The organism is Vibrio clamense, from assembly GCF_050337905.1.
In the GTDB taxonomy this organism is placed as follows: Bacteria; Pseudomonadota; Gammaproteobacteria; order Enterobacterales; family Vibrionaceae; genus Vibrio; species Vibrio cortegadensis.
Genome location: NZ_JAKJTJ010000019.1, coordinates 158,200 through 181,190, shown reverse-complemented (window position 1 = coordinate 181,190; position 22,991 = coordinate 158,200). Strand labels below are relative to the sequence as shown.

Here is a 22,991-nt window from a genome sequence, read left to right as displayed (position 1 = left end):
GAATCTCTATGTCTACTATCTCTGTCCAAATTAACAATCTAGATGAAGCTATCAATATCGAAAACGTTGCAGCGTTGAATATTACTAAATATCAGAAAAACAAGGTGAAAGGACAAGAGCATCTGCAAAGTGCTTTGGTACGTATGTGGCGTGACATTCACAAGCAAGCAGGTGAGGTGATTGACAACATGAAAGTGTGTGAAGAGGAATAGGGGCTGACTCATGAGAAAGCTACTTAAGAAAATGTCTGTGGGAGTAGATACGATTCTTATCTACGAAGGTGGTTTTGTAGATGGTGTTAAAGCTGCTGAAGCTTATTTTGCAGGTGAAGAAGGTTGGGGTGTCTCTATGCACTTTCCTTTATTCCAATTAGATGATTTCGCACAAAACCAAACTCAAGTTCGTGCATTTATTCACCTTGCTAAAGAGAAGTTAGGAATGGAGGTAAAGCCATGCAATACGTAGCGGTAGCATTAAACAGTGGCGGTGGTGTCGTTCGTGATGCTGAAACTTGTGAAGCAATGAATGTGCAGTTAGGCGAATTCGAATCACCAGAAAATGCCATTGATTCAGCGTGCGAAACATTTAACTGCAAACACATAATGAACGGCGTGCTAATCAAGGGTAATAACACTGGTGGGCACATGGTTATGGATACACAGGAGTTAAGTGAACTATGAGTGAAGTGAATTTTCAAGCAGCAAAATCAATCGCTGACTTACCGATTACATCACCGATTCATGCACCATGCCCCGACATGGAAGGCATGAAAGATCCTGACCCGAAAAAGCGAGAACGAGCATGTTTTCTAGTATCAAAGTTGCGCGAAAAACATGGCATCAAAAGGCGAGCTAAAAGCAGTGCTCAACCAATGAATTATGTATGCCATGAAAATGGTTGTTTTGAACCGTGGGGTGCAGTCAGTAATGAAGAGCCTTGGGTGTGAAGATAGATGAAAACTGAAACTCTCTACCACGTGGCCGGATCCGTCCGGCCAATTGATGAAGTTAAACTTGCCAATGCCAGCTATGAAGCTGGTTTTTTAGGTTCTAAAACTCCTGCATACACACAACTTGAACAACAATTGCTCGATAATGGTGTGGTTAAAAGCCTACCTATTTATGATCGAGTTCTTGGCCGTAAAGAAAAGCATCATCAGGAATTATATTTAGCCACTGCTCATTTTGAAAAGCTAAATACACGCTCAAAACTCACCCGCGAAGCGGCGGCCGATAGGCCGGAGACAGTAGGCTTGTCCAAGGGCGCAAAAGTCCGACACGATAAAAAGCGCTCAAAGTTGGCTCGAATTCATAAGCGCCTGCGCACTATCGAGGCTCCGATAGGCAAGTTAACTGAACTTGATAGCCGTATGGGGCACGACACTTATGATGCGTTCTATGACAATACAGAGCGAAACATAGCGCGAGTTTTACCTTTAAAACACGAGAAAGTGCCGCCATTCGAACGAAATCTATCTCCAGTATCGCTGCAACTTCAAAAGCGTGATTGGTCCGGTCAATTCAGAGCTCAAGTTGTGACGCAAACTCCAGCAGGGAATGCTCCTGCAGCGAATGTCGGGACTCGTTATACCGAAAAGCTAACGCCGAAGAGTGTTTCTAATATGTTTGAAAGTGGGGCATATGTTGCCCAGTGCCATGAGGGTTTTACGACATTCATCACATTGACGTTCACACCGGCACAACGCCATGCAATTTTTGGTTCTATGGATGAAGGGATTGATGCAGATGGCCCTTATACGCCAGTTGTGTTTGAACGAGAGCTCGGAGACATCGTATATGGGAATGACGGCCCGTTCACTCAGCTACCAAAACGACCTTTCAAAATCATAAAACCACTCGATACCAGTATTGGCCGTGAGATTTCTCGTTTTCTCGATGGCAGTAAAAAAATGTTCCATCGTGGCTGGTATACCGAAGACGGTGATTACGTTCCTGGGCAATTCAAAGCCAAAAGGTCTGATTTCGGCCCTGATCGAGAGAAAGCAGATTTTCATTATATGTGGGTAGCAGAAAGCCCAATGAATAAGGATGGTGAGCCAAATCCACATGTGCATTTATTGTTGAAGTGGACGGTGGAAAAAGAACACTTTAAAGATTGGGCTAAACGGTTGGAATCGTTATGGGGTCACGGAATGGCTCATATCGAAAGAATTAAACAGCCTAAAGCGGCCAGTTCTTATCTGATAAAAGCAGTGGGTTATGCGGCTAAAGGCGAGAACGCAGACCAAGGGCTTATCAAAGGGAACCGTTACAGTATTGCTCGTGTTTCACGTGCTCCGAATTGGGAAACTCTTGCTTCGTTTGATGCAGACAATATTACTGCGGTGATCCGTGAGCTGGGCTATAAGCTTGAGCAATGGAAGAAACCTTTGTTGCGTTCAGTTTCGCGTATTAATAAACAAAAAGCCCAAACCATAAAAGCTTCAAACATTGCTAGGAAGCAAGGTAAGTCTGAAAGCGATATTAAAAAACTGCAGTCTCGAATTATTCGTCTGGAACATGCAGCGAAGAAGATGAACCAAGACATGAAATCTAAACAAATGCATGCCTCCAGTGGTAACCGGTTCTCTATTACGTTTGATGGTGATGAAGCGAAAGAACGAATGGATAAATTTTTACTGTGGGCGGCTGGTGCTCGTGGTTGGTCGATGGAGTGTAGAGACATAGATTGCAGTGATCTGAAAAGAATTGCGGATGACATCTATCAAGAACAATTTGTTTATTTTCAGGAACGGCGAGCTTATTGGCGCTCTGTTCTTGGTGAACCTTATGATCGAGATGAACCAAACGAAGATGAGGTTAGTTACTGGCAAAACCTCAAGGTTGATTATTTAGAAGGGAGATTACATTAATGTTGATTACCTGCCCTGTATGCGAAAGCAAAGCACGAATAGCCACATCACGAGCTATGAGTAAAGAAACACGTGAAGCCTATTGCCAATGTTTGAATTTGAACTGTGGTAAAGCATTCACCACTCTCACGACCGTGAGCCGAATCATTGAGCCAACAGGCCATAAACCAGATCCAGAATTACAACCAGAGCTATGCAAAGGCAACGTGGACCAAATGGACATTTTCTCTCAATTTGATCAACATGCATAAAATAGGGAGTCTAGACTACCGATAATGAACATTATCCCAAAGAAGAGGCTTAATGCTTTGTTTGAAGTAATAAGCAGAAGAGAAATGCCAGAACAAACACGAAAGGCGGTAACGTTGGTGTTTGAATCTGGCTTTTCCTATGAACAGGCATCATTCACAACGGGTGTTTCTGCTAAGCGAGTTTCACTGGCCGTGCGCAAAATCAACCGCATGGATGATGTATTAAGAGAAGCGTATAGGCTGTAATGAGCGCCATGAATCGATGTGTGTAACGGCTAACTATGTACGTAAATAGTTAGTTTTTGCCCACATAAAAAGAAGAAGATCACTTTTTCCTTAAAAACGCACAAAAACGATCTCAGACGATCTCTATATTCCCCATCTAAAACAGCCCTTGATGTAGTTCCCATAAGGGCTGTGGTCAAATAAACCTACCGAAATGAATTGCGTCTTTAAGATCGCAAAATTGCAGTGCGGAATTTTAGTGCGGAGGGAGGGGTGAGTCCGAGCAAGGGCTAGAGCGCCACCATCGCATCGAAATTCTCCAATCTGCATTGATCCGCTTTTCTTCTTAAAATTGTAGGGTTTTACGATGTGGGAACGACAATACGAGCAAGGGCGATGGAACGGGCATAAGCTCAACATTCTGTCTACTGCCATTGATGGTGGTAAGCGTCTGCACGTCAGTGAAATTCCTTATGCTGAGTTACCTCATATCAAGGTAATGGGCAGCAAAGCTCGCAGCTTTAAATTGGAAGTGGTCTTTGTGGGTACTGGTTCTCTTGCTGATGCCAATGCCTTTATCGATAACTTGGAAGCGTCCCCTGAAGGTGAATTAGAACATCCGTGGCTAGGTGAGCTGCCGCTCGTGATTGAAGACTTTTCACTGAATATTAATACCAAGCGCGGCCTCGTAACACTAAGCCTTAGTTTTGTTCGCTCTGGCGCATCCCCAACCATAAATGCCCCGACCATCGTTAGAGCGAAAGAGCACGCCAATATTGTTGAAGGGATTTCGATTAAGTCGTTTGTTCAAGACGTATTGAATATGGACGTTCATCAAATCAACCAAACACAAGAGCACTTCACAGAGTCATTAAACGTTTTGGTTGATATCACTAATCGCCTGAACCTCGATGATGAAACGCTTCAAGACATTAATCACTCAGTGAATGAAGGCTTTTCAGGCGTTAGCAATCTCAGTAATGAACCTGCTGAGTTTGCTGGCCTATTTCGTTCAGCTGTCGATGCGGTAGCAGGAGGCGTTCAAGCTGAGCCTGATTCAGAAAGTGAAGCCGTAGATAACTCTCGTAATGCCCAAGCCTTAATGCTTGCCTTGGTCAAAGACAATGCGCCAAGTTCTCATTACAACGTGCAGATGGTGACTGCAGCAGTGAAGATGAGTAAAGACCTGGCAGAGCTTGAAAAAGCGGACAGTTTTGATATTACAAAACTGGTGAACGCATGAATACTACGATCATGCTCAACGACTTGACCGCCTTAATTAATAAGATTGATTGGGTGATTCACGATGTCACTCAAGTTTCAACGTTAGAGAGCTTAGCCCTTTTTGATGCGTTAGTTGTGTTGAAAAGTAACATCCAAAGCCAGCACGATAAGATGGTTACAGGTATCACGCCTCACCGCTTTGTTACCACACCGAGATTTAAACCTGCCTTAGTTGTGGCCCATGATGAGCACACAAAAGAAAAGGTACTGACGGCCATCAACGCATTACAGCACCCGCTTTTTATGCGTGGTGCGATTGCTGCGAGGGATGTTGAATGAAAAAACTGACCTTGCAGATGAATGGAACGCCAGTGCCCTTTTATCAAGCCGATTTGAACTACTCCGTTGAGCAGTTAGCGCATACGTTTAGCTGCAAAATTCCACCAATGAGTATTACTCAGCCGCTGCCCGTAGAATTTCGACTCGATGATAAGCCTATTTTAACCGGGCAAATTGATGAGGTTGGTTCTGCTACCGCATCGAGTTCACACGACATCACCATCACTGGCCGCTCAAAGAGTGCCAACATGATCGATTCGCGTATCACGATGGATGCGATGTATGACCAAAACATCGAGAAGTTACTTCGAACGTTATCGAAACCCTTTGGTTTAAACGTAAAAAGCTTGGTGGGTGCGATGCCGTCTATCGCTGAGTTTCAGATTAATGCTGAATCTCCCGTAGAGAACGTCGCGCAAATCATCCGTGAGCAAGGCTTCATGTTGATTGAACGCAATGGTGTATTGACCATCGAAAACACGGCGCATGCCATCATTCAAGGTATTGGTCTTGAGGTTGGAAATAACATTGAAAGCCTTGATATCACGCGAACCTTTAACAAGCAGTTCGCTCACACTGAAGTGCAAGGCGCTTGGGATGATGCCAATGCTGTGGTGACCTCAGCCAACATCAACAAAGCGCGAACCTTGGTGATCATCAGCGACCAATTACAAAGCGCAGAGGCGTGTTTATCACGAGCGAAATATGAACGTGATTTAGCTATGGCTAATAGCTTAACCGCTTCAAGCACGATTGCCGATGTCTTCCAGGTGCTTGCCATTGATGGGTTAAACCGAGTTATTCGTGTGATCGACAAAGCTCAAGGTTTCAATGAAATGTTAGTGATTAAGGCTTTGGGGTTATCGGTGTCCGAAAGCTCGGCAAGTACCTCAGTTGAACTCTTTCGTCCCTTTAAGGAGCAAAGCTATGTCTAACATAGGTCAGCGATTAATGGCGCGAATTAAAAATGTGGTCGGGCTTGGGGTCGTGACGGGAGCTACAACCAGTGTGGTGCAAATTAAGACCTCCACAGGAAGAACCAATGATCGTATTAAGCGAGTGCATAACTACGGGTTCATGAGTCGCCCTTTGATTGGTGCCAAAGTTTACAGCCTATTTCTAGGGGGTGTCACTGCTCGTGGGTTTACCGTTAACGTTGAAGATGAGCGCTATCAAATTGATTTAGAGCCAGGTGAAGTGGCGATGCTCGATGATAAAGGCAACCTTGTTCACTTCACGGCAAGCGGCATTAAAGTTCAATCCATGGCAAAAATTGAAGTGACGGCCAAGCAAGACATTACCGTTAATACGCCTGCCAATATCATTCAGAACGGAAAGAACATAAAGCTGAATCAAGGTACAGGAGCCATTACGTGTGAAAGCATTTGCCCGTTCATGGGTAAGCCTCATGTGGATGGCTCAAGCACCGTCACGATAGGAAAAGACTAATGGCTCTGAGTAAAAAGGCACTGAAAAGCAAAATAATCAAAGAAATGAACGCACAAGGGATGGTGACCGATGGGCCATTTGCCAAAGCGGGTAATTTAGCTGAAGCCATTGCCAATGCGGTCGTGGATGAAATTCAGGCTAATGCGGCGGTCAATGTGTCTGGCGGCAGTAGCGCAGGGAGTTACAAAGTCACATGAGCCGTTTTAACTTAAATGCGCTGACCGCTCCTATTGCCTCTCAAGAAGGTATGACTCACGCGGTATTGCAAAGTATTCATAACCATGGCGAATCTACGAAAAATGATCGCGCACGAATGGATAAAGATAAGCGCGGTGGCAACTGGAGTGATGAACTGCTTTCCATTGTAGGTTCACGTGATTGGACGCTTGAAAGAGCAAAAGTCACACCGCAAACCCTAAGCTTGGCAAAACGTTTTTATGAGAATGCGCTTAAGTGGTTAATCACCGAAGGGCATGCCAAATCTATACAGGTTTCAGTATGGGAAGAGAAGCCCAATCAACTTGGGCGCAATGTAATGATCACGTTAGTCAATGGTTCTAAATTTAAGGTAACGCCATGAGTCAAAATCGCAGCCTACAAGCATTGATAAACCGAGCCAAATCGACACTCATTGCTCAAACAGGTCAGAATAATCCTGCTATTAATGCGATTGCCAGTGCGATTGCAGGCGTCAGTTATGGCCAATACGGTTATCAAGATCAGCTCTTTAGAGAGCTTCACCCTGAAACCTGTTCAGAGTCTTGGTTATATCTGCATGCTAATCGACACAATGCTCCGCGATTATTGCCGACTTTCGCGCGGGGTTTTGTTCAGTTTGAGCAACTTGGTGGTGTGGTAGTGATCCCCAAAGGAAGAGTCTTAGTTAGCAATGGTCTTGAATTTGAAACCGTAAAAGAGCAATACAGCAACACACCAGTAGAAGTTGTGGCGCTGGTTTCAGGTTTTGGCAGTGACCTTCTTGCTGGGAACGTATTGAAACTCACGGAAGGGTTAAATGGTGTTAATCCTAATAATGTACAAAGCCTTGGTATTGAAGGTGGTGCTGATATTGAAGCACTAGAGCATTGGCGCGCACGTGTCATTGTTGGTTTTGAGAAAAATGAACTGGTGGGTAAAGCCGATGATTATGAAGCGTGGGCGGTATCGGCTCATTCTGATGTCGATTTTGCCTGGGCGCTTGATAACACACCAGAGCGCGGGATGGTGGAAATCTATATTGGCACTCGTCAAAGTAACCCCGTACTAACGAATGAAGTGGTGAATTTAGTTCAAGCCGCTTTTGAAGCAAAGCGGTTAGCGGGTTGTCACCCTCGTGCGTTGTTGCCACAGCAAATGACGCTCAATATTGAAATTCAGGGAATAGACGACCCTGTGATCCGCAATGGCGTTGTAATCGCTCTACAGAGCTTGGTGAAAAGCAAGATGGGTCGAATTAATGCTGATACCAAGAAACCAGAAACGATCACGCCAACAGAAATCGTCCTCTCCATCTCTGCGGTCACCAGTAATTTTTTGGTAAAAACTCCGACGAGTGAAGTGTTTATTGAAAACAATCAAATTCATGTATTAGGAGACATCACGTGGACACCTCCGACTTAATTATGAGCTATAGCGAGGATGACTTTGCTGCTGCAATTCGCTCTCTATTACCTAAGGGCCAGTATTGGCAAGAGTCTGAAAATATAGAGTTAACCCAAACGATTAATGCCATGGCCATTGATTTTAAAATGACCCATGACGACATTGAATTGTCGTTGCTGACCAATTTTAAAACAGAGTTGTTTGGCTGGAAAATCAGCGATTACGAAGCCCTCCTGGTTCAAAGTGGTAGTAGTGGTTCGGTCTACGATGATCGCGCTCAACCTAATTTGATTTTTGTCGCCCTTTCGCCCAATGAGCGTAGTGAAAATGCGCGGATTGAGTTTGAGAAGATGCGTTTGCCTCACACCGAGATCCAATGGATTTATAACACATCCATTGATGTTCAGACTCAAGGCGCAAGTGCTCGTTATATTCGTAATTTTCACAGCCATAAGGTGGTTTCATGAGTTTACTCATTACAGACGCTGGCCTTGCCGCGTCCATTCGAGCGCAAGAGCTCGATGTACATTTTAAAATTACCCATGTTGCTATTGGGGCCTCGGGGTATACGCCTACGGCCAGTCAAACCGAATTACATTATGAATTGGTACGTAAGCCTGTGACTATCGGCTCGGTTCTGTCTCCAGGACGACTGCATTTTGAAGTGGCGTTTGATGATGATAGTGAATATGAAGCACGAGAGATTGGGTATTACCTAGAGGATGGCACCTTGTTCGCCGTTGATAGTCGCGATGGTGATGTGATCTCGATTAAGCGCAAAGATTCGATTGTTACTGAGATTTTTGAGCTGAATTTAGCAGGCTCTGAGATAACCCATATTACCGTTGATGTCATGGGGTTCATTTCCGCTACCGACAGAGATATTGATAATGAAACAACGGCCAAACGTGTTATTGAACTTCCTCAGTTATGGCGGGCATTCACTCGTAAAGTTCGGCCTGCCACGACGACAATTGCAGGCTTCGTCAAGCTTAACAACTCGGTGACCTCTAACTCAATCAGCGAAGCGTTAACGGCCAACATGGGGCGCTATCTTCATGAGAAGGTGAATACGGCTCTGAATGCGGCGAACGAAAAGTGGACGTATGTAACGGCCACCACCTCTCGTTCTGGCGCAGTAATGCTAAATGACACCGTGACATCAACATCTAAACTGCAAGCCTTAACCGCGAATATGGGTCGTTATCTTCATGAGAAAGTTAAGACCGCTCAAGATACGGCGAATGCAAAGTGGACGTATGTGACCGCCACCACTTCTCGCTATGGCGCGGTACTGCTTTCTAATTTATACAACGGTACCAGCCAAACGAAAGTGACCACGGAAAAAGCATTAAGTGACGGACTCAGAACGAAATCTAACGCCGTTCACCATCACTCGGCCAGTGATATTGTGTCGGGAACGTTCGCCAAAGAGCGCTTACCCAATGCGAGTACAGCGGCAAAAGGGGCATCACAACTTAATGATACGGTGACATCGACCTCTAAAACTCAATCGTTAACCGCGAACATGGGCCGTTATATTTGGGCGAAAGCCGTTGATGCGAAAACCTCTGCGGATGCAGCGATGACGGAAGCGCTAAAGGCAATAACAGAGTTAGAAGCAAATGCACTGTATTGGAAGCGTGGTGAAAAAGTGTCAAATGCGAGCCATTCGGATGATTCGCACACGTTGGACGGAAAAACGGTCGAAGAGATAATGGATACGATAAACGTCGGCTCTGGCGATGTTTTTGGTGTTGATTATATCCCTAAGCAATCTGGGTGTAATCACATCCTCGTCATGGGTAAGGATGGAAAACTGTACACATGGGGTTCTTATTCCTCCTCCAATATGCCATTAGGCGGTCAATCTCGGAATGTATCAAAACCACTTCAAGTGATGCTTGATTACAGTTCGGGCGTAAAAAAATTCACCACGACCCATTATGAAAATTATGTGTTGATGAATGATGGGCGGCTTTACCACTGGGGGCGAAATCAACATGGTCAGGCGGGCCTCGGTCATACTAATGAGGTGACAATACCCACAAAAATAAAAACAGGTGTCAGTGACTTCTCGGCGGTTGAGCAAAATCAATTCGATGCAAACAAGACGCCTTTTTATTATCAACGTGGCGGCGAGTGGTACGGGCAAGGGGGAAACACTGAAGGGCGCATGGGTGATGGCTCTACCGACAGTAAACTTAGCCCTATACGCTTATCCATAAGTGGGGAAACCATCACTCACATTTGGGCATTTGGTGGGGGGTATGGATGTACTTTTGCCAAATGTGCGAGTGGGAGAATTTATGCGTGCGGCCATAACAGCAGAGGGCAGCTAGGTGTCGGTAATAAATCCACGTGTCGATCGTGGAAGCTCGTTGTGGGTACGGGTTCGAGTTTAACGTTTACTCAAATGACGGGGGCGTGTGGCGGTAATGGTGGCAGTGGGAATAGCGGCGGAACCGTTGCAGGGCTAACGTCGGGCGGTAAGGTTTACGTGTGGGGTGAGAACGCCTTTGGGGGGTTGGGGCTTAATCTAGCTGATAAAGGTTTTGACCAAATAACACCGACTCCTGTCAGTATTAATTTTACCGTGACGGATTTTATTTTGTGTGGCGGTGGGGATTACCCAACATTTTTCGGTTGGAATTCAGCCTTAAATAAGGTGGTTAAATGGGGATGTAATAATTATGGTCAGTTATCGCAAGGAAACACCGAAGAAAGCATCAAGCCCATTTATGAATCCAGAACGGTGAGAGATATTATCACCAACAATGGGGGGCAAGTGAACTCACCGAATTGCCACGTTTCATTATTATCAGGAAATGGTGATATTTATTCGGCTGCGTCTAACTCCCAAGGTGCTGTAGGGAGTGGTGATACGGAAGAAAAGACGCGATGGACTAAAATGCATTTTTATGAAGGAAACGAAATAAAGCAGGTTTTCATTGCCCACGGCACAAGCGGAAATTCTGTAACGTTAATTGTGATGAATGACGGGCGATTATTTGGGTGTGGATACAATGGGAATCGAATTCTTGATGGTCTTTATCATGAATATTTTAGATATGCGAACACTGAGCCAGTAAGAATCAATTAAATCAACAAACCACCTTAAACCCAGTGAGCTCGCTGGGTTTTCTTTTGCTTAACCTCTATATCTCTTCACTAGAAAGCCAACCGCTACTCTTTAAAACTCAACGCTTTAAACTTGTCAATGGGGGCATTAATCACAAGCGACGAGAGAAAATTCATGAACGACACTGGAGTGAGAGCACTCGTATTATCACTGTTAGATGCCACCGGGCTTAAGAAAGCCATTACATCAATCATATCCACTATGCTGAGCTTTGGCGTAGATGACATTGCACAATTAGTCGCGGCGGCGGTTGGTATTGTTACGGGCATTATGGCCATTAAGCACTACGCCGTATCCATTCAACTGAACAAAGCGAAACTTGCTAAGTTGAATGAACAGGACGATGCCGCATGAGCCTAAAAACCAAAGCGATAAAAGGTGTCGTGTGCTCTATCGCCTCCGTTCTGGCCATCGTCTTCAATATTGACTCTGAACTAAGGACAAGTGAAAACGGTCTTCGTCATGTTGCTGGTGAAGAGGGTTGCCGTCTTAAACCCTATCAATGTAGTGCTGACGTTTGGACGGCTGGTCTTGGGCATACTCAAGGTGTAACCCCTGGCGTAAGACTGACCGAACGGCAAGTCGCGGAATATTTCGTTGAAGATATCGCCGCTGCTGAGCGTGTTGTGAGTAAATATATCACTCAAACGCCAAGCCAAGGCGAGTTCGACATGATGGTGAGCTTTGTCTATAACCTTGGCGCGGGTAACTTTGCAGCTTCCACGCTACTTAAAAAATTTAACCAGGGCGATGGTGAAGGCGCATGTAATGAGTATCGCCGATGGGTATTTGTGAACGGTAAAGATTGCCGATTAAAACAGAGTCATTGCGCCGGTATTCCTAAGCGCCGAGCTAAAGAACAAAGCGTCTGTTTGAGCGGTTGGTAAACAAAGGAGGGTCACGGTGATCACCAATTATCTCACGTTATTTAAAACTCTTGGTATGGTCGCTGCTTTTGGTGGGGTGGCCTATTACTCTTACGACTACGGTGTTACCTCAACTCAAGTCAAAGCCTTAAAATCACAAGATGCCCTGTTTGAAAAAATAGAGAAGAAACAAGATGAGGCGTTTCAGTTAGCGGTGAAACTTGCCAACCAAAAGCCAGATATACGCATTCAATATCGAGAGATTGAAAAAGAGGTAATTAAGTATGCTCAAAAGAACCATGATAAGCAGTGCGTTGCTAATGATGCTGAGTGGCTGCACATCCGCGCCGAATCAGTGCGAGCGCATAATCGAGCAATCGGTATTCAGCAACCCGCCACCCTCGTTAATGGTACCGCCTCAACCCCTGCATATAAGCGAAATGCCGAAGTCTTAGCGGAAGATGTGGCCAACCTACAAACTTGTGCTGAAAATGCTCAACAGCTATTAGCCTTACAAACTTGGATAAGATCACAACTACCACTTTGATCACATACCACTTTGATCACATACCACTTTGATCACAACCAAAGTCGCCTCTGGACAGAATTGCTTTAGAGTAATCAATCTAAAATGCTTTTATCCCTTCACGATCTAGAAAACTAAGTCACAAACATTCCCATTTATTAGCTTTATAAATTCACAATAATATTGATACGTATCAATATGTATTTATATATACATACATACATAACGCCAAAGCATCTATATTTAGTCTGGGAAAATAACTATCTAAGGAGTAATGCTATGAGTGCTGTAAATGGTGGTATTGCAGAAACAACGACCATGAATAATGGAGATGGTACGTCCACCCACATTGAGACGTTTAACGATGGTTCATCTACAGTTAGCCATACTGATAACAATACTGGTGAAGAACTAAGTGGTGGGAATAGTACATTCTCAGGCTCTGAAATCACACACGAAGATCTAGTAAATGAAAATGACCCTGACGGAATCAAGCAAAAAAGCAATAAAAAACACTAGTTAATGCTTCAATGTTGAGAGCCTCAGGTATAATTCTGTAGCTGTTTACAAAGCCATAGGCATTGCCTGTGGCTTTGTCGTGTCTAGGACTAAAAAACTGGTGCAGCAGTCTTACACACAAGTTAATCTATTGATAATTTCTTATGCTCTAAAAACGTTTAGGGGCAGAACCTTCTTAGCCGATCTTCTGACACAACTCGTCTTTGGACAAAAACGATTTAGACCTATAGCTCTAAATCGTTTATACAAGATTAGAAAAAGTATCTTGAAACCTTAAATACTTGTTAGCCCATGTCCCATTGTTTGCGACAAAACCTTTTTTTGCAACAGCCTCATAAAAAGCGCCTTTTGTTAAAGGTTTTTATTTTTAAGATGTCGTTCCCAAAAGCGGTGATCAGCAGTTAACTTTGATGCAAACTCTCTATCTTGTGCAGCTTTTTCAAAATGATTATTCATCATACTACTTTGAGTTTTCATGATATCAGATAAGTCAGAAGTGTTATCAGCTATACGAGATAACTTTGATTCTAGTTGAGACATTGCAGAGTCAAACCGCTTGACAAAATCCTTAAATTCGTTACTTTCCAAGTAACGAAGAGCCGCATCAGTGCTATTGAACTCTCTCTTTAACAAATCATTCATACGGTTAACAACAAGAATGTACCCAGCTTGCCCATCTCGATCAAGCCTAGTGGCTGATTGCTCAAGTATTTTTGATTGTACCAATAAACGTCGAGCTTCTTTTTCTTCATTGAGGAAATTTAACAGCCCTACATATTCGTCCTTTTCCAGTTCATATGCTATCGATGTAGCCTCTTTAACTTGCTTTGCTATTGGAAAGGCTATAATAAAATCATTATAAGCCTCAATGGTGTTGTAACTACTGGCAATATCAAAAGCTAAGGCATGTAGATTATCTACTGCTAACTTGGCGATTTTATAGCCTCCGTAGTTGTCAATGAACCAAGAGTATGCTGCTAAGTTGTTTTCCTCTTTTATTAGATTAAATATGTCATCAACTGCATCAGTAGCATTTTTGTGTGAAGGAAATTCCGATACAAACCATTTGAGTTTTCCTAGCTGAATTTCTGGGTCGCTATTTATTATCAACTTGTAAATGTTTGACTTTGCATCACTTATTTGGGGTGCCTGTGGATACTCTTCGATAAATTGTTCAAACATATCGATATTACTTTTTTCTATTGCAATTTGATACGCTAATTCGTAAATTTTGCTAGTAGCTGTTTCAACTAAAGAAGAACTATTAAACTCTTGAATAAACCGATTAAGTTTATCTATTTTACCGCTTAATAGAGCTTTTTCATATGCAATTAAAGCATCTCTCTTATATGCAATGCTTTTATCATTTTCAACAATCAATAATTTTTCATCTAAGTATTTATTTATTTCCTTTTTATTGCTCCATTCCCCTGAAGAAAAGTCGTTTTTTAAATTTCTTAAATCGATAATAAGCTTGTTAAATTCCAATGTTGAGTTGAGACTTTTTGCAGATAAGTACTTATTTTCAACGAGCTCTTTAAACATTTCTTTTGTATAGAAACTAGATGAAGAAAACACTAAATCCAAGTCGTTTAATGAAATGTACAGTGGAGTGTTGATTTTTTTTAGTTCATCTTTTTCTAATTTAAAATCAAATCTAGAGTATTCAACATGTCCTATATAGGTATTATCTAAAGGTTCAAACCTGACATATTTTTTGTTTTTAACTTCCTTGCCAACTATTTTTATTTGTGTTCCTTCTGATAAAGCATACCCATTACGGTTACCAGGTTTTCTACCTACCTTTAAGTCTTCATAATAAACATTACTCCCATCATCTTTTGTTATCCATGCTCCATATCTCTTTGAAACATTAGCTAAAACAGAAGCCTCTGCCGTTAGCACGAAGCCAAGAGCTAAAAAAATGATTATTGATCTAATGTGCATAAATAATTCCCTATATGGTATATAATATTTTATAACTATTGAGTATTAACCAAATTTTTCCCCAGTCAGACTGGGCACCACACTAAGTGGCATATTGTTTATTATCTAGTGCATTTTGAGTATTTTGCTCAACAATTCCATCCCAAATGCGCATTTAGACTCATAATCCACCATTAGGAAAAGTAGATCAAGAAATAATCAGATAAAATCGTCAATACTCTTTTTCTAGTTTGGTAAGGGGCAAAAACGATTTAAAGTCACCGTTCTAAATCGTGTAGTCTGTCAGTTCTGATCACATCACATCACATCACATCGTGGTTTGGGATCTGACAGATTGATTAATTCAAAATCAAGCCACATCTAGGCTCTTATATTCATTAGGGGCAATGACCTGTTGTCCCACAAACTCATTCAATTCCTGCAATCCATCAATCAGCGGCAACAGCTCATTTTTGTGAAATAGCCAATCCACTTTATTAAGATCCAGTGAAGTAATACTTTCACGACGAATACTCATCAACTCAATCGGCACTCGATGCAAAGCAAGCACATCATTCATGGTCTGGTTTTTTACATCTCTAAACGAGTCTTTTGCTTCAACTTGGCCGATGGGCTTAAGTTCTGGCGCTTTGGTGTCTTTGCCTTTGGCGTTCACAAACAAGTTCTTAAATGCCATGCCCTCTTTCGCTGAGAGTTTAGCTCGAATATCCTTTTCAGTATCTGCGGTCATGCTTGGCTCATTCATATACAGTAAGTAACCTGCATGTGAACCATTGCGATAATATTGGCGACGAAACAACGTCGCGTCCTCATTGAGCCAGATAGACGTGAGGCCACTCACATGAGAAGGCAGACCGTAAATCTCTTGAGCAATATCGTATTCAGCCAAATGGAATATTTGACCTCGTTTAAAGTCGATGCGTCCGTCATCGTCATACGCTTTAGGTTTGTAGGTGTAGTCTAGGTTTTCACGCCTGCGCATATACAGAGCAGGAATGTGTTTGATTTTAATTACAGGGCCAAGTCCACCCATGCTGCGAATGACTTGAAAATAGGCATTCCCAAAGGTGAGGTAATCTTGAATAAAGCGCTTTAAGTCTCTGCGAGATAAAATGCCTGCAACCGTTACAGCGTAAGCCAGCGTATTACGTTTAAATTCAATCGCACTGGCATGCATAGGGTTAACGCGCAAGGCTTTCGCCAGTGTGTCGAGCGCCACTGGCGGCTCATACAATCCATCAATCAACGCCACTTCTAAATAACTCAGAATGTCGCTGTTCATCACGCTTACTGGATTTGAAAATTCAATCTCAATCATTATTTTGACTCTCTCATTCTGTCGGTATTAGAAGAACGCGACTTGTGTGTCGGTTTCATTGTGAATATCAATCGGTTCCCAATGCATTACGTGCATCGCAGCCCAGGCTAAATCGGCATGTGAACCAATCTTGCTGCGGTTTGACATAAAGGTGACTTGGTTACTCGCCTTGGTCGTTTGCTGTCTTATCATCAAAAATGAATGAACCAAATCATCCCATTCACCATCAAATTGAAGTCGCCCATCGTTAATAATCTCTCGTGACTTGTAGACCATCATTCGCTTCACTTCCGGTGAGTAGTCTAGCTCGATAAGGGACGGATAAAATTTACGAACCAGTTCTGCGACGGCTGAACCTACACCACCCACATCCATGGCCATATAAACCACATTGTATTTTTCAGTAATGCCGCGAATGGCTTGCGCTTGCTGCTCATAACTCGAACCTTTCAGCCTGACCCGTTCAATTAAGCGAAAGACGCCACCTTTTCTTTTCGGTTTGAGCGCGACCACTAAACCAGCATCATCAGATCCTTCACCTGTGCCGCCTCCTCTTGGGTCATAACCCACTAACACTTCAGCATGACCAACCGGACGAGCTTTATCGTGATCGACGTCTTTCCAGTTTTCGATGTCAGATTTACAGGCCATCAATGCTTTGAGTGAGAAAATAGAGAACGAATCATCCAAGAACACACAGCGAAGCAAGTTATCGAAGACTTCTTTAACCGGATATTTGCGATGAAGCTTATCCATATTGAAGAAGGTCGCGCCTTTGGCTATCGCATCATCAACGGTGATCATTTGGCGGAATATGCCATCGTCACCGAGTGAGCCGTTCTTCAAGGTTGAATGGCTGATATCAATCTTGAACTCTTTCTTACCTTGCCATTTTGGATACGCTTCATGGGCGGTGGTTGATGGGGTCGATAAGTAAGTCGTTCGATAGTGAGATTGAATCGACATCCCACCTGCATAATCGTCTAGTTCTTGGAACTTAGGGATCCAAAACACTTCATCAAAGTAAACGTGGCCGTTAAAGCCTTGGCTAGTCGCAGCGTTGGTGGACATAAAGCCAAAGTTCGCGCCATTACTTAACTGAATATCGTCTTTGCCTTTCAGCTCTACATCACCAAGCTCTAAGGCAAAACGTCGAATGTAGTTTTTGAATATTTCAGATTGCTTGCGCGAAGCGGATAAGAAGATTTGGTTTTCACCGTTGAGCACCGCATCTTCAAAAGCTTCCCAGGCGAAGTAATACGTTAAGCCAATTTGACGAGATTTAAGGTAAAAACGGAATTCGTTGATCTCATCGTTGCACTTGTGAGAGTGGATCTCTTTTTGATACTCAAAGAACGTTTTCTCACGAAATTCAGCCAGCATTTCAGCGGTGATATGCGAAACATCATTTTTAACTTTGTTGGTTTTTCTGCCTCGTTTCTCACCGCCATCATGATGGCTGACTCGATGACGCTTGTTATCGGCATCATCTCGCTTGCGCTTTTGCTCAAGCAATACCTCTAACTCTCTGAGTTGAGAGTCGTGCTTCACATCAATCCACATTAAATATGCGATTCTTTGACGCAATAGCAATTCTACGGGTGCATCGTCCCGCATCTGTTTCCAACCAAATTTTGAGATCCATTGCTGAATCGTTCGGGTGGCTACCCCCACTTTCTCGGCAACCTCAGCAGGTTTTAACTGACGTAAGTACAGCCCAAACGCTTGGGTTTGGTCAGACGTGTAAAGCGGTTCATTCGTGGTATTCGTTTCCATATTTGCATAGTGCTACAAGCACCGTGATTACTCAGCTTTCAGGGTTTCTATATCCAATATCTAGAAACAGCATAAGTACAAAAAGAGAGGGGGATTGGTTAGATTGAAATCAGAGAATTTAGGAGAGAAAGTTCATGTTTAAGTCTGAGCCGATTTGTATTTTAAAGGCAGGTACAACAGTCGATGGTCGAGTCATTGAGCAAAAAATCATTGATGAGATAGCCGAGACTTATAGCCCTGAAACGTATACCGCTCGAATTAATGAAGAGCATTATAACTGGAGCTATAAATACGGTTCAGTACTGTCGGTTGAAAAGCGCGACGATAAGTTATTTGCCGTGATCAAACCCAATTCAATATTGCTTCGTGCGGTAGAGCAAGGGCAGTTACTGCATACGTCATGCGAATACTATGAGAAGTTTTCAGACACGGAAAAGGCTTATTTAACAGGCTTAGCGTTAACAGATAACCCTGCCTCGTTAGGAACCACTCAAATCCATCTTTCAAGCAAAGACGATGGCAAAGTACATGTCCATTCCAACTTCACTATCAATTCTGAACACTTTTCTTTAGATGGCGCTGACGACGAAGCGTCATTGTTTAAAAAATTCACATGCTGGCTCAAAGGTGCAAAACCAACTGAGCAGCTCTCGCAACCACAGGAAGAAGACGAAATGAGTAAAGAACTTGAAGAGCTACTCAAGCAAAGCATTGAGCAAGGCAAACAAAACCAACAGCAACTAAGCCAGTTAAATGAAAAAATTGAAAAGCTGAATGTAAATGGCGAAGAAGCAACCCCGCCAGAAGAAGGCGAAAACAAAGAAGTCACCGAGCTTAAAGGCCAAGTGGAAACACTATCCTCAACCGTTGGCGTACTCACTGACAAGCTAGAAAAACTGAGCAAGCTCACCGATGAAGATGAGCGCCAATTAGCAGGCCAAGACAGCGAAGAAGAACCGTATTTATAAGTTCTTGCTCAACCAATAACGAATTGAATTAGGTAATAACATGCAAAAACAGACCAAGAATAAATTGAATGCGTACGTGAAAGCCGTCGCAGCTCAAAACGATGTGGACGATGCAACAGAGAAGTTCAACGTGAGCCCAAACGGTACTCAACGCATCATCGCTGCTATCCGTGAAAGTAACTGGTTCCTTAAAAAAGTGAACATCATTTCTGTTAAAAACCAAAAAGGTGAGTCTATTGGCCTTGGTGTGACGGGGATGATTGCTAGCCGAACAGATACATCAGGTAATGGTAAGCGTACGCCTAAGGACCACTCAAGCATGGGGGCGATGCCTTACATGTGTGAGCAAACCAACTTTGACACGGCATTACGCTATGCCAAGTTAGATGCATGGTCGCACCATAAAAACTTCAACTCGCTTATTAGTAAAAGTAACCGTGAACAAATCGACGCTAATAAAATTACCATTGGTTGGTATGGCGAAAGTGTTGCGAAAAATACGGATGCTGTGGCCAACCCGAACGGTGAAGACGTCAATAAAGGCTGGTTCCAAGCCATGCGTGAGCATAATGTTGATCGCTTAATCACCGAAGGTAAAACGGCTGGTGAAGTTCGCATTGGTGAAGGTGGCGACTTTATCAACCTTGACCTAGCCGTTCTGAACACCAAAAACCTACTGCATGATGCGTGTGAAAACGATTCAAACCTTGTGGCGATTATTGGGTCTGATCTGCTTGCTTATGATAAAGCGAAGTTCTATGAAGCGCACGGCAATACGCCAAGTGAGAAAGGCAAAATTCAAGAGCTGCAAGTGATCGGTACTTATGGCGGTCTGCCTGCTGTGAAAGTACCAGGCTTCCCATCTACGGGCATCATGGTCACCAGTTACGACAACTTATCTATCTACATTCAAGAAGGTTCCGTTCGTCGTTCAACAGGCAAAAAGAACGATGAAAAAGACCAAATCGAAAACTTTGAATCCATGAACATGGCTTACGTGATTGAAGAAGTGGGCAAAGCTGCAGCCATTGAATTCAAGAACGTAAAAATTTTGATTGATGGTGCTTGGGTATAGTCCCAAACCTGTAAAACAAACACCCCCTCAATGCGGGCTCTCACACTCTAGCTGTCTGGTTTACTCCATAACATAAGCAGTATTCAGTGTTTGTCTGCCCGCATTACCTAACATTACGAATTGGTGTGATCGCAATGGAATTTGTTGGTGATAAAAATGAAGTGTTTGAATCGGAGTTGCCTGCTACCAGCAAGCACCCTGCGCTCAAGCTCTCAGAGTTTCAGTCTCTGTTTAATTTCCTGAGTAATGAAACAGAGCCAGGCATTCTGCAACAGGCCAAAGTATCTCGAATTAAAGTGCACCAAGAGCTTAAGGACACCCTTAAGCCTTACGCCCATTTAAACGAACTATCTCAAGATAAGTTTGGAGAGGATGAGGCAGGTGAAACGCTCTACAAACAAGCCGTTTTTTCACTGACGGCCAGTGAACTGATCGGTATTCAAATGAGCAGTGATGCCACGGCAGAAGCGGCTGATAGGCAAGCCGCGTTAAGCGAGAAAAAACAGCATTGTGAAGTGCAATATCGCCAGGCGGTGGACTTGCTTATCAATGGCAAAGAAACCTACTGCTTTGAGGTGGTGTAATGAAATCACTTCAAAGTTTAACGGATTTGTTTACCACCCATATTACCGATTCAAACAAGCTCGAAGTATGGGCTGAAGACGGTGGGCTGTTTTGTAGCCAAAGCAGTGAGGTCGATGGGTTTGATATCGAATATACCGCCATTGTGTTTATTCAAAACGCCACGCTTCAGCCTGAAATTTTGATGTTGCACTTAGTGAATTGGTTAAACAAATACGACCCCAACAGGCAAGAGAAAGGGTTAGCGATGCCAACCTTTGCTTTGGAAAATTTAGGCGGTGGTAAGTTCGACATAAAAATAAAACTCGACCTGCAAGAAGAGTTTTCAATGCAAGCAAATGACAACGGACGATGGCTGCAAGGTGGTGTGCGTTGTGAGTGTGTCAGTGAATTTGAAGCGGCGGTTGAGTATGACGATTTAGGCGAACTTAAATATGTCGCGGGTCATTTGGATGACTTGCCATGCAGCTAACTAGTCCTGAACAACTGACTCAAGTGGTGGAAAGTTTAATGATGACCACCTCTGAAAAATTCGATTTAAACAAGCGAATGGCAAACCGAGCACGGCAGTTCTTTAGGCAACAAATCAGAGCTCAAAGGGATATTGATAACAACCCGTATCAAGGCCGAACTCGAAGAAAGAGAACGGACTTAAAGAATAACGGTGTTGCTGAACACTCAATCAATAACAAAAACATGCTGCTTGGGTTCTCCAAAGCTATACGAACGCAAGTGACTGAAGGTGGTTTTTCGGTGGGGATAAAAGGTATCGCAGGAAAGATAGGCAGAGAACATAACGAAGGCTCACAACTCTCTTTTACTACCCGTATGAATGGACATTACAACAGTAAGACAGGGCAATGGGAAGGCGGGCTCTTGACCAAGCGTAACTACGAAATGCCACAACGTACCTTCATTGGTTGGACGCCTGAACTTGAACGTGAACTCATGGCAATGGCGGCAGAACATTTTGCACTAGAGGATGCAGCGTAATGCAAACATTTAAGATAAAACCCAAAACGAAAGGCTTACTCGTTAAAGATCCTGAAACCTTTAAACCCTTAAAGGCTACAGGTGAAGAAAAGCCACGAAACGCGTATTGGCTACGTCGCCTGAGTGCCGGTGATGTGGTTGAGATTAAACCCAACACCACACCAAAAAAGGAAACTAAATAATGAGTGTTAGTTTTGCTGAAGTTCCCAATAATGCCCGTATTCCAGGCATGTATGTCGAAATTGATAACAGCCTGGCAAACAGTGCGGAAGACCAACAACTGTGTTTAGTGATTGGTAATGCGGTCGCGGATTCAACCGTAGGCCCAAACATTGTCAAACTGTGCATGGATGACGCAGAAGCGACTAAGCATTTTGCAACCTCTGAAATTGCTCAAATGGTTAAGTTCTTCCGTAAGCAAGATGAGACGATGCCTGTTTATGCCATCAGCGTTGATAGTGGTGATATTGCTCCTGCATTGGCTGCGCTTGGTGATAAGCAATACCACCATATTATTTGCTCTCTTAATGATGACACCAGTATTCGAGAGTTAGGCGAGTTTTTAAATACTCGTTATGACGCGCTCAATCAGATCCCTGGCTTGGCTTACATTCCCAAAAAAGGGACCCACGCAGAGCTGGTGACCTTTGGAGCAAAAAGTAATTGTCCACTCATTAGCTTTATGTCGATTGATAGCTTGGGTGACTCTGCAGATAAGGCTCTCACCGATGCCGAAGCCGTTGCAGCATGGGCAGGACAAATCGCGCCATCACTTGCGAACGATCCATGTCGCCCACTGCAAACCTTAAAACTTAATGGCGTTTATTCAACGTCTGTCAGCGAGTTTGATTGGGCTGAGCGTAATTTATTGCTGCATGAAGGCATGGGCACCTACACGGTCACTGCCGCGAAAGAAGTGCTCGTTGAAAGGCCTGTCACCGCATACACCAAAAACGGTGCAAACATTGCGGATAACAGCTATTTAGACATCATGACGCCAGCCACCGCCATGTATTTCCGTCAGAAACAGCGTACCCGTATTTTAAGTAAGTATGCGCGTTATAAAGTTGCCAAAGACGGGACGAAATTCGCTGCAGGACAAGTCATCGTCACGCCAAGCATGTTTAAAACCGAGCTGCTCACACTTTATCGTGAGCTTGAACTTCAAGGCATCGTGCAAGATTTTGACGGCTATAAAAAGTCGCTGATTGTCGAGCTCGATAAAAACAATAAACAACGTATCAATTATCAAGATTCACCGCAGTTCGTGAACGGTTTGATCATCGTTGCAGGCAAAATTCAATTTAGGAAGTAAGC

The 22,991-nt window shown here is 43.4% G+C and carries 30 protein-coding genes; 27 read left to right on the top strand and 3 right to left on the bottom strand.

The window, feature by feature from the left end; translation table 11 throughout:
• Positions 1-8 precede the first annotated feature (8 nt).
• The 20 genes from L4C39_RS03705 to L4C39_RS03610 all read left to right on the top strand — a co-directional run bounded on the left by L4C39_RS03705 (position 9) and on the right by L4C39_RS03610 (position 13,015).
• On the top strand, positions 9-212 hold the full coding sequence (locus tag L4C39_RS03705) for a hypothetical protein (RefSeq protein WP_429744523.1): 204 nt from the start codon (positions 9-11) through the stop codon (positions 210-212).
• A gap of 10 nt (positions 213-222) precedes the next feature.
• Complete coding sequence (locus tag L4C39_RS03700) at positions 223-465, top strand: hypothetical protein (RefSeq protein WP_429744521.1); 243 nt, start codon at positions 223-225, stop codon at positions 463-465.
• Positions 453-680: a hypothetical protein gene (locus L4C39_RS03695; protein ID WP_429744519.1), complete on the top strand. Its 228-nt coding sequence runs from the start codon at positions 453-455 to the stop codon at positions 678-680. Before L4C39_RS03700 ends, L4C39_RS03695 begins: the two co-directional genes overlap by 13 nt.
• Positions 677-946 carry a hypothetical protein gene (locus L4C39_RS03690; protein ID WP_429744517.1) on the top strand — a complete coding sequence of 90 codons (270 nt, stop codon included), beginning with the start codon at positions 677-679 and terminating at the stop codon, positions 944-946. Before L4C39_RS03695 ends, L4C39_RS03690 begins: the two co-directional genes overlap by 4 nt.
• Positions 947-952: 6 nt before the next feature.
• Positions 953-2,872 (top strand): rolling circle replication-associated protein, encoded by a 1,920-nt coding sequence (locus tag L4C39_RS03685; RefSeq protein ID WP_429744515.1) that lies wholly within the window; start codon positions 953-955, stop codon positions 2,870-2,872.
• Entirely contained in the window at positions 2,872-3,123 is a 252-nt protein-coding gene (locus tag L4C39_RS03680; protein WP_429744513.1) for an Ogr/Delta-like zinc finger protein, read from the top strand. Before L4C39_RS03685 ends, L4C39_RS03680 begins: the two co-directional genes overlap by 1 nt.
• Positions 3,124-3,207: 84 nt before the next feature.
• Entirely contained in the window at positions 3,208-3,369 is a 162-nt protein-coding gene (locus L4C39_RS03675) for a hypothetical protein (protein WP_429744511.1), read from the top strand.
• 346 nt (positions 3,370-3,715) lie between these two features.
• Positions 3,716-4,591 (top strand): DNA circularization N-terminal domain-containing protein, encoded by an 876-nt coding sequence (locus tag L4C39_RS03670; protein ID WP_429744510.1) that lies wholly within the window; start codon positions 3,716-3,718, stop codon positions 4,589-4,591.
• Positions 4,588-4,911, top strand: coding sequence for a hypothetical protein (locus L4C39_RS03665; RefSeq protein ID WP_429744508.1), 324 nt, complete (start codon positions 4,588-4,590; stop codon positions 4,909-4,911). Before L4C39_RS03670 ends, L4C39_RS03665 begins: the two co-directional genes overlap by 4 nt.
• Positions 4,908-5,846: a phage tail protein gene (locus L4C39_RS03660; protein ID WP_429744506.1), complete on the top strand. Its 939-nt coding sequence runs from the start codon at positions 4,908-4,910 to the stop codon at positions 5,844-5,846. The genes L4C39_RS03665 and L4C39_RS03660 overlap by 4 nt, the downstream gene beginning before the upstream one ends.
• A complete protein-coding gene (locus tag L4C39_RS03655) occupies positions 5,839-6,360 on the top strand; it encodes a phage baseplate assembly protein domain-containing protein (RefSeq protein WP_429744504.1) in 522 nt (173 codons plus the stop codon). The genes L4C39_RS03660 and L4C39_RS03655 overlap by 8 nt, the downstream gene beginning before the upstream one ends.
• Complete coding sequence (locus L4C39_RS03650) at positions 6,360-6,557, top strand: hypothetical protein (RefSeq protein ID WP_429744502.1); 198 nt, start codon at positions 6,360-6,362, stop codon at positions 6,555-6,557. Before L4C39_RS03655 ends, L4C39_RS03650 begins: the two co-directional genes overlap by 1 nt.
• The gene (locus L4C39_RS03645) at positions 6,554-6,940 is read left to right on the top strand and encodes a phage GP46 family protein (RefSeq protein ID WP_429744500.1); all 387 of its coding nucleotides are present in this window, start codon (positions 6,554-6,556) and stop codon (positions 6,938-6,940) included. Before L4C39_RS03650 ends, L4C39_RS03645 begins: the two co-directional genes overlap by 4 nt.
• Entirely contained in the window at positions 6,937-7,980 is a 1,044-nt protein-coding gene (locus L4C39_RS03640; protein ID WP_429744498.1) for a baseplate J/gp47 family protein, read from the top strand. Before L4C39_RS03645 ends, L4C39_RS03640 begins: the two co-directional genes overlap by 4 nt.
• The gene (locus tag L4C39_RS03635; RefSeq protein WP_429744496.1) at positions 7,962-8,429 is read left to right on the top strand and encodes a hypothetical protein; all 468 of its coding nucleotides are present in this window, start codon (positions 7,962-7,964) and stop codon (positions 8,427-8,429) included. The genes L4C39_RS03640 and L4C39_RS03635 overlap by 19 nt, the downstream gene beginning before the upstream one ends.
• On the top strand, positions 8,426-11,065 hold the full coding sequence (locus tag L4C39_RS03630) for a phage tail-collar fiber domain-containing protein (RefSeq protein ID WP_429744494.1): 2,640 nt from the start codon (positions 8,426-8,428) through the stop codon (positions 11,063-11,065). The genes L4C39_RS03635 and L4C39_RS03630 overlap by 4 nt, the downstream gene beginning before the upstream one ends.
• Before the next feature lie 153 nt (positions 11,066-11,218).
• Positions 11,219-11,458, top strand: coding sequence for a hypothetical protein (locus tag L4C39_RS03625; RefSeq protein WP_429744492.1), 240 nt, complete (start codon positions 11,219-11,221; stop codon positions 11,456-11,458).
• A complete protein-coding gene (locus L4C39_RS03620) occupies positions 11,455-11,991 on the top strand; it encodes a lysozyme (protein WP_429744490.1) in 537 nt (178 codons plus the stop codon). The genes L4C39_RS03625 and L4C39_RS03620 overlap by 4 nt, the downstream gene beginning before the upstream one ends.
• A gap of 16 nt (positions 11,992-12,007) precedes the next feature.
• On the top strand, positions 12,008-12,517 hold the full coding sequence (locus L4C39_RS03615) for a hypothetical protein (RefSeq protein ID WP_429744488.1): 510 nt from the start codon (positions 12,008-12,010) through the stop codon (positions 12,515-12,517).
• A 258-nt stretch (positions 12,518-12,775) separates the two neighbouring features.
• Positions 12,776-13,015 (top strand): hypothetical protein, encoded by a 240-nt coding sequence (locus tag L4C39_RS03610; protein WP_429744486.1) that lies wholly within the window; start codon positions 12,776-12,778, stop codon positions 13,013-13,015.
• A 351-nt stretch (positions 13,016-13,366) separates the two neighbouring features.
• Here L4C39_RS03610 and L4C39_RS03605 read toward each other — a convergent pair whose 3' ends face one another.
• The 3 genes from L4C39_RS03605 to L4C39_RS03595 form a co-directional block, all read right to left on the bottom strand.
• Entirely contained in the window at positions 13,367-14,962 is a 1,596-nt protein-coding gene (locus L4C39_RS03605; RefSeq protein WP_429744484.1) for a hypothetical protein, read from the bottom strand.
• Positions 14,963-15,311: 349 nt separating this feature from the next.
• Positions 15,312-16,280, bottom strand: a complete 969-nt coding sequence (locus L4C39_RS03600; protein ID WP_429744482.1) for a phage portal protein — start codon at positions 16,278-16,280, stop codon at positions 15,312-15,314.
• Positions 16,281-16,307: 27 nt separating this feature from the next.
• The gene (locus L4C39_RS03595) at positions 16,308-18,056 is read right to left on the bottom strand and encodes a terminase large subunit domain-containing protein (protein WP_429744480.1); all 1,749 of its coding nucleotides are present in this window, start codon (positions 18,054-18,056) and stop codon (positions 16,308-16,310) included.
• A 134-nt stretch (positions 18,057-18,190) separates the two neighbouring features.
• On the opposite strand from L4C39_RS03595, the gene L4C39_RS03590 reads away from it, so the two are divergent.
• The 7 genes from L4C39_RS03590 (at position 18,191) to L4C39_RS03560 (ending at position 22,989) form a co-directional block, all read left to right on the top strand.
• The gene (locus L4C39_RS03590; protein WP_429744478.1) at positions 18,191-19,024 is read left to right on the top strand and encodes a GPO family capsid scaffolding protein; all 834 of its coding nucleotides are present in this window, start codon (positions 18,191-18,193) and stop codon (positions 19,022-19,024) included.
• A gap of 40 nt (positions 19,025-19,064) precedes the next feature.
• A complete protein-coding gene (locus tag L4C39_RS03585) occupies positions 19,065-20,099 on the top strand; it encodes a phage major capsid protein, P2 family (RefSeq protein ID WP_429744476.1) in 1,035 nt (344 codons plus the stop codon).
• A 134-nt stretch (positions 20,100-20,233) separates the two neighbouring features.
• Complete coding sequence (locus L4C39_RS03580) at positions 20,234-20,683, top strand: head completion/stabilization protein (protein WP_429744818.1); 450 nt, start codon at positions 20,234-20,236, stop codon at positions 20,681-20,683.
• Complete coding sequence (locus L4C39_RS03575) at positions 20,683-21,153, top strand: phage tail protein (protein WP_429744474.1); 471 nt, start codon at positions 20,683-20,685, stop codon at positions 21,151-21,153. Before L4C39_RS03580 ends, L4C39_RS03575 begins: the two co-directional genes overlap by 1 nt.
• Entirely contained in the window at positions 21,144-21,674 is a 531-nt protein-coding gene (locus L4C39_RS03570) for a phage virion morphogenesis family protein (protein WP_429744472.1), read from the top strand. Before L4C39_RS03575 ends, L4C39_RS03570 begins: the two co-directional genes overlap by 10 nt.
• Positions 21,674-21,856 carry a DUF2635 domain-containing protein gene (locus L4C39_RS03565; protein WP_429744470.1) on the top strand — a complete coding sequence of 61 codons (183 nt, stop codon included), beginning with the start codon at positions 21,674-21,676 and terminating at the stop codon, positions 21,854-21,856. The genes L4C39_RS03570 and L4C39_RS03565 overlap by 1 nt, the downstream gene beginning before the upstream one ends.
• Positions 21,856-22,989 (top strand): phage tail sheath subtilisin-like domain-containing protein, encoded by a 1,134-nt coding sequence (locus tag L4C39_RS03560; protein WP_429744468.1) that lies wholly within the window; start codon positions 21,856-21,858, stop codon positions 22,987-22,989. The genes L4C39_RS03565 and L4C39_RS03560 overlap by 1 nt, the downstream gene beginning before the upstream one ends.
• Positions 22,990-22,991 lie beyond the last annotated feature (2 nt).